13 protein-coding genes are annotated in these 16,735 nt (G+C 49.3%); 3 read left to right on the plus strand and 10 right to left on the minus strand.

Features of this window, described 5'->3' with window-relative positions; genetic code table 11:
• Nucleotides 1–48 precede the first annotated feature (48 nt).
• From H6F73_RS24625 to H6F73_RS24650, 6 genes are all read right to left on the minus strand, one after another.
• Nucleotides 49–3,930 (minus strand): DUF2157 domain-containing protein, encoded by a 3,882-nt coding sequence (locus H6F73_RS24625; protein WP_190761402.1) that lies wholly within the window; start codon nt 3,928–3,930, stop codon nt 49–51.
• A gap of 124 nt (nt 3,931–4,054) precedes the next feature.
• A complete protein-coding gene (locus H6F73_RS24630) occupies nt 4,055–6,073 on the minus strand; it encodes an RNB domain-containing ribonuclease (RefSeq protein WP_190761403.1) in 2,019 nt (672 codons plus the stop codon).
• Between the two features lie 144 nt (nt 6,074–6,217).
• Complete coding sequence (gene rpsR, locus H6F73_RS24635) at nt 6,218–6,433, minus strand: 30S ribosomal protein S18 (protein WP_190761606.1); 216 nt, start codon at nt 6,431–6,433, stop codon at nt 6,218–6,220.
• A gap of 90 nt (nt 6,434–6,523) precedes the next feature.
• Nucleotides 6,524–6,712, minus strand: coding sequence for a 50S ribosomal protein L33 (gene rpmG / locus H6F73_RS24640; protein WP_190761404.1), 189 nt, complete (start codon nt 6,710–6,712; stop codon nt 6,524–6,526).
• A gap of 43 nt (nt 6,713–6,755) precedes the next feature.
• Complete coding sequence (locus H6F73_RS24645; RefSeq protein ID WP_190761405.1) at nt 6,756–7,277, minus strand: RDD family protein; 522 nt, start codon at nt 7,275–7,277, stop codon at nt 6,756–6,758.
• 176 nt (nt 7,278–7,453) lie between these two features.
• Complete coding sequence (locus H6F73_RS24650) at nt 7,454–8,158, minus strand: Uma2 family endonuclease (protein ID WP_190761406.1); 705 nt, start codon at nt 8,156–8,158, stop codon at nt 7,454–7,456.
• 178 nt (nt 8,159–8,336) lie between these two features.
• Here H6F73_RS24650 and H6F73_RS24655 point away from each other — a divergent pair, with 178 nt between their 5' ends.
• From H6F73_RS24655 to H6F73_RS24665, 3 genes are all read left to right on the plus strand, one after another.
• Nucleotides 8,337–9,446: a succinate dehydrogenase/fumarate reductase iron-sulfur subunit gene (locus H6F73_RS24655; RefSeq protein WP_190761407.1), complete on the plus strand. Its 1,110-nt coding sequence runs from the start codon at nt 8,337–8,339 to the stop codon at nt 9,444–9,446.
• Entirely contained in the window at nt 9,443–9,634 is a 192-nt protein-coding gene (locus H6F73_RS24660; protein WP_190761408.1) for a chlorophyll a/b-binding protein, read from the plus strand. Before H6F73_RS24655 ends, H6F73_RS24660 begins: the two co-directional genes overlap by 4 nt.
• Before the next feature lie 196 nt (nt 9,635–9,830).
• Nucleotides 9,831–12,548 carry a diguanylate cyclase gene (locus tag H6F73_RS24665; protein ID WP_190761409.1) on the plus strand — a complete coding sequence of 906 codons (2,718 nt, stop codon included), beginning with the start codon at nt 9,831–9,833 and terminating at the stop codon, nt 12,546–12,548.
• Nucleotides 12,549–12,571: 23 nt separating this feature from the next.
• Here the strand turns inward: H6F73_RS24665 and H6F73_RS24670 are convergent, their stop codons facing one another.
• From H6F73_RS24670 to H6F73_RS24685, 4 genes are all read right to left on the minus strand, one after another.
• Nucleotides 12,572–14,041: a trypsin-like peptidase domain-containing protein gene (locus H6F73_RS24670; protein WP_190761410.1), complete on the minus strand. Its 1,470-nt coding sequence runs from the start codon at nt 14,039–14,041 to the stop codon at nt 12,572–12,574.
• A gap of 407 nt (nt 14,042–14,448) precedes the next feature.
• Complete coding sequence (locus H6F73_RS24675) at nt 14,449–14,973, minus strand: PD40 domain-containing protein (protein ID WP_190761411.1); 525 nt, start codon at nt 14,971–14,973, stop codon at nt 14,449–14,451.
• 88 nt (nt 14,974–15,061) lie between these two features.
• Nucleotides 15,062–15,601, minus strand: a complete 540-nt coding sequence (locus tag H6F73_RS24680; protein WP_190761412.1) for a PD40 domain-containing protein — start codon at nt 15,599–15,601, stop codon at nt 15,062–15,064.
• A gap of 76 nt (nt 15,602–15,677) precedes the next feature.
• Entirely contained in the window at nt 15,678–16,580 is a 903-nt protein-coding gene (locus H6F73_RS24685) for a Ycf66 family protein (protein ID WP_190761413.1), read from the minus strand.
• Nucleotides 16,581–16,735 lie beyond the last annotated feature (155 nt).

Here is a 16,735-nt window from a genome sequence, read left to right on the forward strand (position 1 = left end):
TTTATTTTGGCAATAAGTAGGGTTACCTTAAAACACAGGACTTATTATTTACTGCCATTCTTGTAATTCCTCAATCCAATTCTGGACAAAAGCGACAATTTGCTCCCGGCGCGTTTCAAAATTGGCAGCAATGGAAATAAAAGCAATGCCAACGAGCAAACCGATGATCCATTTCATAAACGAATAATCTAAGCTGAGAATGACTAACTGATTAATTGCGTTGAGTAAAAAAGTTACAGTTCCGACATATAAAAAAGCCCGGATTCTTAAGGTTAACCCTGCAAAAATTGCCACAACACTCAATACACCACAGACAAACCAATTAGAAGTGAATAAAGCCACAAAGCAAATCGTGCCGGTGCCCAGCAGTCGCAGGATGTGGCGCAATTCTCTTTGTTCTACTGATTTTAAACTTGGATCGACTTGGGCGAGATAAAGTAAGGAAAGCGCGGGTGGAGTTGTATAGGCTAAAACATCGGTGAGATTTAACGTCACAAACCAGCGAAGCAGCGCCCAATTGATAAAAAAGACACTGAGATAGGTAATGCGAATTTGCCGATTTAGTTGCGCCAGGAAAAGATAAAATCCAGCCACTAACAACAAACTGGTTGGATTAATTGTGGGACTGCTATATAATGCCGTTGCGGTTGGAATGACAACTGCGGAACGCAACCACGGTCTTTTTGGCCAGCCCCAATTTTCCCAAGGTAAGGCGTAGAGAAAACAAGAAATTGCAGCAGCAATCGCAGCAGCCCACGGAAGCAATAGTGCTGCTAGTTGCAGCTTATTGCTCATATAAATTCCGATGCCGGCAGCTTCTAAAATCCCTAAATAAACCCAGCTTTCCGCCTGAACTAAACTAGAGTTGTCGCGCCCTTGCATAATCGCGTAGCGCGTTAAAACAATGCCGGCACCTAATCCCACCAAATCGTAAGATGTAATCGGATAGCTGATAGCTAAAAGCAAGAAGCAACTGCTAATTGCCCAATGCAAATGTGCGAAAAACTTCAGTTCCTCTCTGCTTAAACGCAAATAATCGCTCAACCAAAAATTCAGTACGCGATAAGTATATAAAATGCTTGTTCCTAAAGCAGCCATTGCGATTAATTGATCACCGGCAGGCAGGGATGAAATTCGATATTCCAGAATTTCATAGGCAGAAACCGACGCCCCAATTAAACCCAAGTAAACTAAAAATTTGAGTTTTTGAGTCCGGCGTCCCACACCAATGGCAATTAAGGCTAAACCCAAAGACGTTAAACCCGTCCAGTTTGCAAAAATTCCCCAACGTAATAGCGCACCCAAACCGCCATATAGCAGGGGCAAAATGTGCCAACTGCTGGGAAAATTTTCTGTGCCGGCACGTCTTTGCCACCAATCTCCTATCAATTGGAAAATCAAACCCAAAGCGATATTCGCAATCGCTAAATGAATCACCTCACGCCCAAAAAAGCCAAGGGTTTCTGCTGCCAAAACTTCTAAACCCCAACCAAAACTGTAAAGCATCCAGTTGGAAGGTTGCCGCCAGCCACGATAGAAAATTGCAGCTAGCGTAATACCGGCAGCAATCAAAACCAGAACACTCGGATCGAGCCATTTCCAGTAAACTGCAAACGAGTGAAACGTCAAAATTAACAGCTCAACACCACCCAATACAATCGCCCAAGCATCTGCTGCCGGTGCGTAAATTGCCGTGAGTGAAGGTTTTTCTCCTTCGATTTTTGGAGGAGAGGCGAGGAGCAGTAAACTCCGTAATAGCCATAAAACAGCAAAGGTGCCGGCAACAGTAACAAACCAGCCATTTGCTGTTAGTCGGGCAAAACCGGCAATGCCTTCATAAAGTCGGGCGTAAAAGAAACTCAGCCCAAATCCTAGGGTGATAATAGCAGCGCTTAATTGCCTTAAATATCGCGTGTTGAGAAACATCAAGCCGGTGGCGACACCCAAACCAATTAATCGGGTTGCCGGCATCTGTACTGTGAGGATTTGTGCCATGAATAAGGCAGATGTACTCAACCACGCAGAAATTGGGCGTCGGGATGTGTTTAACCGGCTGGCAATCCCCGTAAGCGCAAGGGGCGCAATCAGCCAAACAAGACCCCATTCTGGATCGCTGTTCCCAATGTTGTTAAGGAAGTTAGAGTAATTATTGAGAAGTAAAAAATAACTGATGCCGGCAAGCACTAATCCTAGATACCAACTACTGTTTTTATTAATAAATAGAGATAGATTTTGCTCGCTGGATTCTTCATTTCCAATTTTTGATTCTGAATACAAACTGACTAACCATTCAGCAATTGCCAACCCTAATAAAATGGTCGCCCAAACGCCTAAACTGAGATTTGGCCAAATCCAATCAATTGCTGAACAAATGGTTAATAAACCGGCAATATGGGTGAGGTACACCGGCACGACTCTAGTGGGCGTCTGCCGGCAAGTCAGAACTGCCAAAGTGAGTGTCGAAGCCACTAAATTGAGCGTTCGCAATAAGGCAGAGGGTAAACTCAGCAGCGTTAAACAAGTCCCAAATATCAGTGCTAGCTGTTCGCTAAAGCGGGCAAGTGGCAATTTCTGCCGGCGGCGCAGCCAATCTGTCACCCACACCATGAAAATTAGATAGGGAAACAGGGCGAGGCTCAATAAAGCCCAAGGCGCATCTGCGGGAATGCCGGCTAACTGGGTGCCGGTGGCGATCGCCCATTGCTGGGTTGCCTCTGGAATTAACCGCCAAGCTAGCCAAACGCTTTGCAAGCCAATGATGTAAATGCCGGTTAAATCATCCTGCTGCCAATGCCGGCGCAAACGACTGGTTAAAAACCACAACAACAGCCCACTCACGCCAAACGCTTGCCAGGGTTCTGTCATAACAGCAACCAGCCAGCCTATCAGCATTAAAATGGCACCCATCTGTTCCCACGGGGCAAGACGGGGAGAAGGTGAGGGGGTGAGGTTGGTGGTTTCCTGCTGAGATAGCCATGCAAACAGCCAACCGCAAATGCCTATCGCTAACCCCAACTGATTGACCGGCACGCGGGCTACAAATATCGCCCGGAACAGTAAAATTGTTAAGGCATAAGCGACGACGGCTGCCCCAGTTAGGGCATATTTTTGGATATTGTTAGAAGCTTGTTCCTCAGTGCCGGCAGGAGGTTCTGGGGTTTGAGGAGAAATGCGCCGGTATTGATAAAATGTGGCGAGGGAAGTTCCGACTGTACCGGCATAAACGGCAATCAGGGGAACGGGAAGTGCCGGCAATTTCCAACCCCAGTGCAGGTAACTGAGTCCCAACGTATTAATCAGGGCAAGACGGGAAGCATTGGGTTGATTTTTCAGCAGCAAAACCGTGATGCCGGTGAGAGAAGCCGTCGCAATGGCAACGGTTAGCCATTCCAGGGGATTATTCCACAACCGAAACCCATCCATCGCCCAAAAATTCACCGGCACTAAGAGGAGGGTAACGAGTTGCAAGGTTTGAGCGGTTAACTGTAAATTTCGCTGCCGGTTTGCCCAGTAGCTGACCGCCCAAAACACTAAAGTATAAGCCAGCAAAACGCCGTATTGCCCAAATGCCGGAAAGCGTTCCCACTGACTAGCGGCAAGCAACCCTGAAGACACCACCACCATGAAAACGCCCAGAAACAGCAGCCACCGGACGCTGAGTTCTGCCATCAGTGAGTGTACAGGTTGCGGCGTGCGGCGTTTCGCTGGAGGCGGCGCTTCCTCTACCGTTATGTCTCTTTCTTTTTCTGCCGGCACAACGACAGGCTGGTAGGCTAATCCACAGGTGAGATACTGCCGGCACAACTGCTTCACTTGGGCATCAGAAATCAGCCCCAGACGCAGCCACAAATCCAAACCTTCTAATAACTCTGGGTGCTCGGCTTGGATGTTGAGTTCAATTCTGATGGAGCGCTCAGGTTGAAGTGACATGACTTCAGCTATCACAAACGGCGATAACCTATCATGCTTTATACGGAAGAGATTGGCTGTTATTTACAAAGTTACTTAATAAAGTGACTTTTTCCCATGAACTCAGCGGAAATTAGATTAACCATTAGTGAGCTGCGTGCTGCGCCGGCTGAGCGACTAATTCTTGGAAGTGAATCTCGTCTTTGCGCGGATCTGCGTAGCTCACCTTGATTTCTAAGCGTTCGCCCAGTGTCACAGAACGGGGAAAACGCCAAGCCAACTCTAAGCCTAATTCTTCTAACAGAATCAGCCCTAAATTATCGTCTTCTCTGAGCCAGCGCAGCACCAATGCCTGCCAAACTTCATTTGTGTGCCGGCGCAGGTATTCCAAGCCCCAATAACGTTGGGTTTGACGTTCCACTGAGGTTGCCTCTTTCACAGCCGCACTCACACTCATCACCAACTCTTGCATCTGTTCTGCCGAAAAGGGCAGGGGATCGCCGCGCAGGTGAGCTTTTAGTTGAAAGTGAGCGAGCAGGTCGGTATACCGGCGAATGGGCGAGGTGACTTGAGTATAAGTATCTAAACCCAAACTCGCGTGACGTGCCGGTGTGATACTCATCTCGCTACGGGGCATACACCGGCGAATCGCACAAGCTCTCACTGGCCCTGCCGGCAGCAGAATTAGTTCTTCATCTGAAGGCAGTTCCGGTTGGGGTTGATGGCGGAACGGCAGGGCCAAGCTGTGGGTCTGACCGTAACGAGCTGCCACTTCGCCGGCTAAAATCATCATTTCTGCCACCAGATGCCGTGAGGGCGAGTCTTCCATCACGTCAATGGTGATATCGTCCTCATGAACTTTAATGATGGCTTCGGGCATGGAGATGCTGATCGCCCCTTGGGATAACCGCCATGTCTGTCTGCGTTTTGCCCACTGAGCAATTGCAGAGATTTCTGGTTCTGTTCGCAGATCCAGATGCAGCATCTCATCCACATCTTCGTAGGTGAGCCGATAAGTCGGTTTGATTGAGCTTGGGTGAATGGTGTATTCCCGCACGCCCCCTGTTTCATCCAAAATGATGCCAAAACTGAGCGCATAACAAATGCGTCCCTGCACCAAACTCATTGGGCCGGTTGCCAATTCTGGGGGGAACATTGGGATCATGCCGGTGGGCAGATACAATGTAGTGCTGCGCCGGCGCGCTTCCAAATCTAAGTCATCCCCAGGCGACAGCAACCGAGTTGGATCGGCGATATGAACCCATAAGCGTTCTCGCCCATCCTCCAAATATTCCAGACTCAACCCATCATCAATTTCTTGGGTGCTTTCATCGTCGATGGTGTACACCTTAAGATGGGTCAGATCCAGCCGATTTGTGTCAGGATCGGGAGGCGGAGAATTCAAACAACTTTGAGCCACATCCAGCACCTTGGTAGAAAAGTGAGTCGGAGTTTGACTGCGCCGTAAAGATAAATTTTCGTGCACAGTCCACTGTCCTAAATCTACCAAAAGCTGAAAAGCCCCTTGAGGAGTTTCGGGGCGTTTCAATGCTGCTAGTGTTTCTAGGGCGGGAGCGCGGTGAGAAGCTTCATCTCCTAATACCGCAACCCTTTCTAGGGCTTCAATGCGAACGCGATCGCTGCTTTGCCACTCCACCAGTTTTCCACAGAGCCGGTGTTGTACCCGCTCTAAAAATTCTTGCCACTCTTGCTGCCGCTGCTTTTCTACTTCTTGCTGGTGTTTTAGTTCGGCCACCATAACCGCTGAGCGCGGTTCGTAACGGTCGCCTTTTTGCTTGAAATAAAGTTTATCTTCAGACAATAAATAATAAGCCGCGTAGCACTGAGCCGGCGTTTGATCGGAAAATAGCAGTTGAGCCATTTCTGCCGGCTCCACTGACTGATTTTCTTCAACTAAAAATTCCCAAGCCACCTCTAAACTAGATGGGTCTAGATAGGGCTGGATTTCTTTTTTAAAAAGGGCAATTTCTGAAGGTTTGTAAGTCGCCCCTTTCACTTCATAACTGAGCTGTCGGGGAGGAATGCTGTGGGATAGACCCTGTTCGTCGGTTACTTTCCAGTTCTTTTTCCCATCTGGACATTCTGCCACAGCGAGCCGACGCTCTCCGTGCAGCCGAAATTCGATCAGCGTTCCTTTGTCCACAAGCTTCTATGCGATTTTTGAATAGTTATATTTTGGATTTTGAGCGATGAGCAATGAGGTTTAGCTATCAGCTATTAGCTCTCAGTTTTTTACAACTAACAGCTAACAACTAAACTCTGCACTCAGCGCTGGCCACTCAATGAGTTATCCTTCTTGGTTGATGAAGGGCAATAAAGCAATCAGCCTAGCCCGCTTGATTGCTTGTGTCATGTCTCGCTGTTGTTTGGCTGTCAAACCTGTAATGCGGCGTGGCAAAATTTTCCCACGCTCTGTGATAAATTTACGCAGCAAATCGACATCTTTGTAATCAATCGGATCGCCAGGTTTAATGGGGGAAACACGGCGGCGGAAATAAGCCATAGCAGTTATCAGTTGTCGGTTGTCAGTTGTCGGTTGTCGGTTGTCATTTATCATTTGTCAGTTTTTTGAGGACTGACGCATGATTCATGACTACTTAATTTCTTTGTGTTCGGTGTGTTTGTTGCAGTGTGTGCAGAACTTTTTCAGTTCTAGACGAGCCGTCGTGTTGCGGCGGTTTTTGGTGGTGGTGTACCGAGAGACGCCGGCAGAACGCTTGTCTGGGTTGCTGCGGCACTCGGTGCATTCCAAGGTTACGATTATGCGGACACCCTTAGCCATATTTTTACAAAATCAGAAGGGGTACAGAATTAAACACAAATATCTATTGTTTCACAAAACGGCGCAACTGAGCAACCCATTTTTTAACTTTAATATCCAGCGAGTAACCCCGGCGTGTTGACACCACCATCGTAGCGGCAAAGCGATCATGAAATGCCTGCTTTCGCATGGGGTCGAAGTAAGCGAGACTACAATCGAGCAGCAAAGGAACGATTAGCAGCAAGTATTGGGCCGTTGAGGGATTGAGGTTGGTAACACCAAACACGGCCAAGCTAGCTCCAATGCCGGTGAGGACTTCCCGCTTGGTTAACTCTAGCAGTCCGGGTGACTTCCCGAAACGTTCGTCTACCACCTTCATGTCAAATGCCCAGCGTCCCAGACTTTGCCCCTGATTTGCCGACACCAGTAGCACTCTTAGCCCCAGCCAAACCAGAAAGTCAAGAATAAAACTATTGACCAGTAGCGAACTGAGCAGCCAAACCGGCAGGATATCGACGAACAGGGCACACGCCCGTCGCCACATCGGAACTTTGGGCAAGCGGGTGTAGAGAGGTTCGGTTTGCATGGGACTTGGGGAATTCTGAGGGGCTACGTTAACTATCTTGGCACTTCCACCGGCTAGATGTTAACGGGTGGAAATGCTCGATTTGCGAGGGCGTGTTTCTGTGGTGCAGTCGCTTTGAGCCGGCATAGAGATTGCTTTTCCCTCAGCATCCCCCATTAATCGAGCGCCAACTCTTATTAAAGTGCATCTGGATCGATTCCCAACTCTTGCAGTTTAGCGGCTAATCGCTGCGCTCGCTCTTGAGCCTCCTGCCGCGCTGCCTCAGCCTCCCGTCGCGCCTGCTCAGTTTCTTCATGGGTGAGCAAAAATTCACCTGTTGTCGGATTGTAAAAGCGAAGTTTACCATCTGGCAAAACTCGCAAATCTAACCCTAAAACTTCACTGGATACCGAACTTGTCCCATCTGGCAAACTTGTTTGAGGCATTGGAAAATAATTGCCTTCAACCAGATGTAGTCCCTGAAGTTGAGGATCAAGATAATCGCCGGTTGGATCGTACTGAAAATACTCTCGTACCCCTAAAAAAGCATAAATACCTTTTTTCGCGCCTTGGTCTTGACTGCGGGTACTCATTGACGTGATTTCTAGCACAAAATCAGGGGTTTTGTCCCCATTTTCCCAAGTTTTGTAGGAACGGCGCTGGCATTTTTCCACCCCAATAACAACAAAAGTATCGGGAGCGACAACCGACTGGGGATTTCCTTCTTCGTAGTAAATAAAGAGATTTCCAGAAACGTAAACATCAGGCCGGTTCTGGAAGTGAATTTCCAGCAATTTAACAGCAGCCATTAAATAATCGCGCTGGAAATCACTTTCAGCCATTGGTAAGCCATCTTCATCGGGGTATTCAATTTGGGTTGAGGCGAGAATTGAGACTGTCATTGGCAAAGCCCTCAACTGGCAACAGCTTTAATTTAACATTCTCACCTTTTATTAATTGCTAATGGCTATAAGTTGCCGACTGGGGTTGAATAAGGATATAACTGCGACACAACTGATGAATTAACCGGCATACAATGGTCTAAGCATCCCCCTATACGGGATTGGTGGAGTAGCAACTATGCAAGTTCGTTTTAAGGTCGTTCGACAAAATCAAAATTCCTCTCCTCGCATTCAGACTTACACGCTGGAGGTGGAACCGGGCAATACAATTTTAGATTGCCTCAATCGCATTAAGTGGGAGCAAGATGGAACCCTAGCGTTTCGCAAAAATTGCCGCAACACCATCTGCGGCAGCTGTTCCATGCGAATTGATGGGCGCTCCGCGCTAGCCTGTAAGGAGAATGTGGGCAGCGAACTCGCGAGATTACAGCAAATTGCAAATCAGGCTGCCCAAGTGCCGGCACAGGAAGGACAGGATGCCCTCCTCAAAAACAAAGGCGGGCAAGATGCACCCCCCAGAACACCGGCAGACGGCATCCCAGAAATTACCATCGCGCCAATGGGCAATATGCCGGTGGTTAAGGATCTGGTCGTGGATATGGCCAGTTTCTGGGATAACCTCCAGGCAGTCGATCCGTATGTCAGCACCGGCGCACGACAAGTTCCAGAACGTGAGTTCCTGCAAACCCCAGAGGAACGGGCACAACTGAATCAAACCGGCAATTGCATTCTCTGCGGTGCCTGTTATTCCGAGTGCAACGCCCGCGAAGTCAATCCACAGTTTGTCGGTCCTCACGCCCTCGCGAAAGCTTACCGGATGGTGGCAGACTCCCGCGATGGCCAGACAGAAAGCCGGTTGGAACAATACAACCAAGGCACCGCCGGCGTCTGGGGTTGTACCCGCTGCTATTACTGCAACGCCGTCTGTCCGATGGAAGTCGCACCAATGGATCAAATCGGCAAAATCAAACAAGAAATTCTTGAGCGCAAAACCGCCCAAGATAGCCGGCAAATCCGCCACCGCAAAGTATTAATCAATCTCGTCAAAGAAGGTGGTTGGATCGATGAGCGCAAGTTCGGTTTGCAAGTTGTCGGGAACAGTTTCCGTGATATCAAAGGATTAGCCAGCCTCGGCCCATTAGGGTTGCGGATGTTGGCAAAACGCAAATTTCCTTTATCATTTGAACCGTCGGAAGGAGCAGCGGTTGTGCGATCGCTGATTGAATCCGTACAAAGTTTAGAGCAACAGTCGGCTCAAGAAAGTCAAGAAACCCCTGAAAAACTATGAAGCCAGAAACACCGTCCGCGCCGGCACCCACTCAAACCGAATCTTATAACCAACCTGAACCGGCCTTTGGCTGGACTGCCTATGCAGAGCAAATTAACGGGCGATTTGCCATGCTAGGATTTGTGGCGCTTCTGGTGCTGGAATTTTTCACCCGTCAAGATTTCTTCACGTGGCTGGGGCTACGCTAAAGAAACGAAGCGAGTGGCTGCGAGTCACTCGCTTTATTCACTTCTAATCACAGCAAACATACAAAAAACAACGCTGGACATTTAAATAGAGTAATACATTGAAACAAACTCCGATGGTTAAACGGAGCAACTATTACGTCAGCGCGTTATTTTTTGTAGTTTCAATGTTTGGCTCCCTTAAGGCTCCAGGGTCAAAATGTTACTGAAATTGCTGATCAGTAATGCGACGCAGCTTTCTACAAAAGTGCCGCTTCGCATTGTCCTCGTTATCCCCTTCCTCTTACAAATTTTTGCCGCAGTGGGACTGACCGGCTGGCTATCGTTTCGCAACGGGCAAAAGGCAGTGAGTGAGCTGACTGCTCAGTTGCAAACCGCAGCCACGGCCCGCATCGAAGAACGCTTTCGCCCCTACTTAGAAACCCCCCACATTGTTAATCAGATAAACCTCGATGCTATTGAGCAGGGTTTATTGCGTCCGCGAGACTTAAGCAACATCGAGAGCTACTTTTTAAAACAGCTCAACTTGTTTAAAGCGGTGGGCTATATTCAATGGGGCAATGAGTTTGGAGAGTTTGTTGGCGTGGCGCGAGTTCGTGATGATGGCACCCTTAACATTGAAGCCGCCGACGCCTCCACCAAAAATCACTTCTATACCTACACGGTAAATAGCAAAGGCCACCGAGACAAACGTTTAAGAGATAATGGACCCTACGATCCTCGAAAACGGCCTTGGTATAAAGCCGCGATGCAACAAGGGAAACCGGGCTGGAGTCCACTTTACCTCGGCTACGGCACGGCGGAAGTTGTAACCGATGCCATTCTTCCTGTCTACGACAAAAACGGCAAGAAGTTAGGAGTCTTAGGAACGACGTTATTTCTCTCACAAATTGGTGACTTTCTCCGCAACTTAAAAATTAGTCCTTCCGCACAGAGCTTTATCGTAGAACGTTCGGGATTATTGATTGCTTCTTCCACGCTTGATAAGCCGTTTGTCATGCGAAACGGTCAGGCACAACGGATGAAAGCGACCGAAAGCAAAGATATTTTAATTCGCTCCACTGCAAAGTATTTAATCGAGCGCTTTGGCAATCTTAACGAAATTAATAGTAGCCAGTCTCTGACCTTCCAGCTAGAGGATCAGCAGGAATTCCTTCAGATAACTCCGTTGCGTGACAATCGAGGTTTGGACTGGTTAATTGTTGTCGTCGTTCCAGAAGCTGACTTCATGGAGCAAATACACGCCAACAACCGCAGTTCTATCGCCTTAGGGCTGGCTGCTTTAGCGTTAGCTACAGTGATGGGAATTTTGACCGCTCGCTGGATTACTCAGCCTATACACCATTTGAGTGAAGCATCCAAAGCCATTGCCGGCGGAGAACTTGATCAAAATATTGAATTTAGAGGGGTAAATGAACTGAGGGTTCTGGCGGGTGCGTTTAACCAAATGGCACGACAGCTGCGCGAGTCGTTTACTGCCTTGGAAACGACAAATTATCAGCTAGAGCTGCGGGTTGAGCAGCGCACAGCTTCACTCCAGCAAGCTGAGGCTGAATTGAGAGCACTGTTTGCGGGAATGAGCGAACTGATCTTCGTAATTGACGCCCAGGGACGCCATCTCAAAGTCGCACCGACAAATCCAGCACTGTTATATAAACCGGCTGAAGAATTGATGGGTAAGACCGTCTACGAAATTTTTCCCAGAACGTCGGCAGATATTTTTATGGCTCACATCCAAACTGCGCTTGGCACTCAAGAGACTGTCAATTTTGAATACAGCTTGATGATAAAAGAGCGAGAAGTTTGGTTTGCCACAAGTATTGCTCCCATTTCCCAAAACTCTGTGATTTGCGTGGCACGTGATATCACCTACCGCGTGCGGGCAGAGGAGGCGCTGCGCGAGAGTGAGGAGCGTTATCGCTCAGTGATTGCGGCGATGGCAGAGGGAATTGTTCTCGTTCAGGCGAATGGACGCATCAGTGCCTGTAATGCAAGCGCACAGAGGATTTTGGGGCTTTCTTCCAAACAGATAATGGGGCGAAATTATACCACTTTGCGCTGGCGAGCGATCCGCGAAGATGGTTCTCCTTTTCCAACACAATATCATCCAACCACGATTGCTTTGCGAACCGGCTTGCCCCAGTCTAATGCAATTATGGGCTTGCACAAACCGGATGGGACACTGATCTGGATTTCAATTAATTGCCAACCGCTGTTGCGAGCCGGTGCAACTTTACCTTATGCAGTCGTTGCTTCATTTTCTGATATCACCGCTCGTCAGCGAGCCGAAGCCGCTCTGCAAAAAGCCAATCGAGAGTTAGAGCGCCTCGCGACCTTAGATGGCTTAACCCAAGTAGCCAATCGCCGCCGGTTTGACCAGTATTTATCCCAAGAGTGGGTGCGGCAGGCGCGGGAGATGAAGCCCCTGTCTTTAATTTTGTGTGATGTTGATTATTTTAAAAACTATAACGATACTTATGGGCATCAAGCTGGAGATGATTGTTTGCAGCAGATTGCCCGAGCATTAAACCGAGCAATTCAGAGTTCGGCACATTTACTTGCCCGATACGGTGGAGAAGAATTTGCGGTGATTTTGCCCAATACAAGCGCTGAGGCGGCAGCCGCCGTGGCTGAAGCAATGCGCTTAGCTATCCAAGAGCTTAGGATTGGCCATGCTCAATCTTCGGTGAGCCAATATGTGACGTTGAGTTTGGGATTAGCTACGACAATTCCTACTCAAGAATGTTCGCCTGAAACACTAATTGGTGTGGCTGATAAAGCACTTTATCAAGCTAAAAGGCAGGGAAGAAATCGCATTGCAATCGCAGTTTTTCCCTCGGTCAATTTGTTAGAGAATAGTCTAGATATGGGGAATTTACCTCGGTCGGGTTCCTCAAGAAAAAATTTACCCGACTAAACCTGACTTTCCTCCGTGACGGTTTAACGAATGGTAAGAGTATACCGGCCTCGGCCTTGTCTGTCCCGCGCATTAACAACCACGCGGTAAACACCGCTGCGGGGCAAAGTCGCTGTAATTGCAGAATTGGTTGTGTCAGCACCGGCATTGTCATTTTGTGCAAGAACTTTACCCTCTGGACTGAGCAGGACGAGATAGGTGTCAAACTCAGGACTTTCTAGGCTAATCGTTACAGACTGGCCGCCACGGCCTGTAAAGGTCGTCTGCCGGAACAAACTGCCGTCAGAGGGAAGAACAGACGCGCCGGGACCGAGAACGCTTTCTAGCCGCGCGATCACGTTCCCCTGCTGGCCTTGATTCCTGGCATTGCCTCTGGTATCACCGCCGGCACCACTGGCAACGATTCGCAAGTTGTAAGACCCGGATTCTCCCGGCTGAGAGGAATTGGCAATCAACGTATAGGTGCCGTTTCCCGGGAGGGTTGCCTCAATTTTGGCGCTGTTACCGCCGCCTCCGTCATCATCTTGCCCAAGATCGCGACCGTTAGGGCTGAGTAGGATTAAAAAAGGATCGATCTCCTGGCTGTCCATTTCAATCGAGATCCGCTGGCCGGCTTTCCCCTGAAATGTGTAAATGTTGAAAAAGCTGTTATCTGCCCGTAAAACGAGGGAACCGGGTCCAAGTCTGCCGCTGACGGGTGCCCCATTGAGCGCGATTTGCTGGGGTTTGTAGTTGTTATTAGTCGAAGCGGTCGCTTGCTGCTGTACCTGAGAGACACGGGGGGCGCGTCCTTCCCGGACTGCTGTCAGGAAAGGCTGCACTCGGTCTAGGGACATGGCAAAACCGATGCCAATGTTGCCGCCTTGACGACCTGTAAAAATGGCGGTGTTAACGCCAATTAATTCTCCCTGACTGTTGAGCAGTGGGCCGCCTGAGTTGCCGGGATTGATGGCGGCGTCTGTTTGGATCAAGCCGCGCTGCCGGTCGATGCGGCTGACGATGCCGACGGTAAAGGTTCCCTGAAATCGTCCGAAGGGATTGCCGATGGCATAGGCTCGCTGGCCCACTCTGACGGAACCCAAAGGTGCTAGGGGAATGGTGGGCAGGTTATTCTGTCCCCGAATCTTGAGAACGGCTAAGTCTAGATCCTTCTCACCAAAGGCAATAACTTCGGCTTGGACTCGCCGGCCATCGGATAAAATCACGCTGACATTGCGGGGAGATCCGGCGACAACGTGGGCGTTGGTTAGCACCAGACCTTCAGAGCTAATAATAGTGCCACTGCCGTTACTGCTGCCGGCATCGATGGAGACGACGGCAGGACTGGCGACTTCGTAAACGCGAATATTGGTTTGTTCATCTACGTCTTGGGCGAAGGCACGGCTTGAGGGCAGCAAACCGGCAGGGGCGAGGGCTGGAATGGTGATTGAGCCGATGACTGTTGCAATTGCTAAAATGCCAGATGTCGCCAGAGGCAAGAGTTTAGTATTCATAGTTTGACTCCTATTAATAAATAATTTTATTTTTTAATTCAACGGTCGCCAAGGAAAGCGCAAAGAAAGGCGAAGTTTTAATAATGCGGTTATAATTACTGTTTTTATGAGTGGATTATTTTATAAGTTGGCAACGTTCGCTATCTTTTTCGCTAAGACGCTCAGCACTGATTACTCGTTCCTAATCTCATCTTGAGTTTCCGGAACGAGTGGCGGCATTAGAAATCAAAATTGTCACCACAGATAAACACAGATCAATGTACTGATATCTGCGTTTATCCGCTATAGGCTAGGGTTTAAAATTTAGGAATCTTATAGAGAAAAGGATTTTCACCCTGTATCTGCGTTCGTAGTAGCGCCGGCACTGAGCGAGCTATCTACATTTTTAAATTTAAAGTTGCTTGAGTTTAGCGAGGCGCATCTGGGGTATTTATAGGGTTTCCAGAGGCATCTATAAGTGTAATATTCCACTGACCCTGTGCACCGGCTTCAAAGGCAATGGTGCTGCCATCGGCACTAATTGTAGGGTTGCGAACTTCAGCTTTAAGGTTTGGTGTGAGGTTCCGCAGCTGGCGAGTAGGTACGTTGTAAAGATAGATATCCACTCGCCCTTCACGGCTGCCGGCAAACACAATTGAGCGCCCGTCTTCTGTTACAGCGGGGTGGGAAGCGAGGGTATCGAGGGCGTTTAACCCAGGCAAATCGATGAGCCGGCGCTCAACTGCATCGTAAAGGTAAACGTCTTGGCTTTGCTGGCGATCAGAGATAAAAACAATATAACGACCGGCAAGCTGAGGCGTAACTTCACCGGCTGGACTGTTTAAGCTTCGCCCTCCGGCATCGAAGGGAAAGCTGAGAATGCGGGGGTAGCCGGTGCAGCTGCTCAGCGTGCCGGTGAGGGCGACAGTCAGGAGAAAGATAGCGCGTTTCACAGGCGGAAAAGAGGGGGTGACGGGGTGACGGGAAGATGGGATAAGAGCGAACTTGATATTCCCTTAGCTTCTAAACCCTAGAGCCTTTTCACTTTGACGGGACTCCATTAAGACGATCCAATTCAATGGTCGGCCCTCGGTCTATCATTTCAATGTCCCACTGACCGCGCCGCCCGCTCTCAAACACGATATACCGGCCATCTGGGCTAATACTGGGATTGCGTACCCAGCCGACATATCCCCGCGTTAAAACTTCTGGCCTTTTTGTAACTCGGTCATAGAGTTCAACTTCTGGCCGGCCTCGATCACTGGCTATATAGACAATATAACGGGCTGTATTGCTGATGCTGGGACTGTCGGCGACGGCATCGGGCCGGTTCAAGTAGGGCAAATTGACATACTGCTGGGTTTGCCGGTCATACAGCAGAATATTGCGGCTGCCTTCCCGGTTAGATACAAATGCTAAAAAGCGACCATTGCCACTAAGCGCCGGCTGTTCGTCAGTATAGCGACTGTTAATTGCAACGGGTTCTAAGGTGCGATTGACGGGGCTACAGGCGACTGCTAAACTCGCAACGCTCAAGGTGAGCCAGCGATGAATAGATTGTTTGGGCGTGAATCTGTTCACCAGAAGTTACCGGCTTCAAGAATGAAATTATCCTCTGTCTGTTGTCATGGGCAACAACATCAGACAAAGGACAAATTTAGTAATCGAAATTTCCTGTATTGTCCTGCTCATCATCCGGGGAGTCTATGGGTTGGAAATCAACATATTCGCCTGGGGTTGGATCTGTTGTTTCCGAAGTCCGCCGGCTGGTTCTTTCTTCTTGTGGCGGACGTTTCCTTCTCGGTCTTTCGCCATCGCTTGGTTTGCGGTTTGCGCCGGCTGAGGAGGCGCGTGGGGGTCTTTCTTCCGTCTCTACTGGCGAATCATCCCACTCGTCTGCTCGGCTTGCTGGCGGGCGTTCTGCGCCTGGACGTGGCCGGCGCTTGCGAGGCTGTGCTTCTGTGCCGTATCTATCTTCACCTCTACTGCGGCTGGAGGCCGGGGGATCTTCTGGCCCATACCTGTCATCACTTCTGCTGCGGCTGGGAGGAGGGCCATCTTCCGGCCCATATCTGTCATCATTTCTGCTGCGCTTGGGAGGGCGACGCCGGCCCTCATCTTCATACCCTTGACTGCTGCGAGAAGGGCGGGACTCTTGAGTTCCCCGTATCCTTGCTCTGGGGGGCATTTCTTCTGCCGGTTCAAGTTCATCGAGTTCAGCATCCACATAAGTGTATGCCGAGCTGACGGGTCGTTCGTCATCTACAATGCGTGTGTTCCGCTTTGCTTGCAGTGTCGCCACATTTCGCAGGCGGATGCTTTCTACGGCAAAGAAGATAGCGGAACCCGTCAGCAAGAATTGACCGAACTGCAAAATAGGGTCTTGCCGCCATCCTTGGAAAAATAGAATCCCGCCGCAGAGTAAACCCACTGCTGCGAAGAAAATGTCGTGATCGCGGGCGAGACTGGGACGCACTGAGCGCAAAAAGTAAAGTGCTGCCCCCGCCACCGCCAGCGTAATGCCTAGCAGACTGCTCCAGCTAAATCCGACGTTTACCATTTCTTATCTCCTGTGTCAGTCCTATGTTAGCGAGTCACGCTCAAAATCTCCACCTCTAGTTAGGGGTTCTGAACCTCAGTGGCTAGGTTATCTGGCGGCTTGCAGCGACCGGCTGACTGACGGGTGCGTCCAAAAAGTTCGCTCTCAACAATAAC

The organism is Microcoleus sp. FACHB-68 (assembly GCF_014695715.1).
In the GTDB taxonomy this organism is placed as follows: domain Bacteria; phylum Cyanobacteriota; class Cyanobacteriia; order Cyanobacteriales; family Oscillatoriaceae; genus FACHB-68.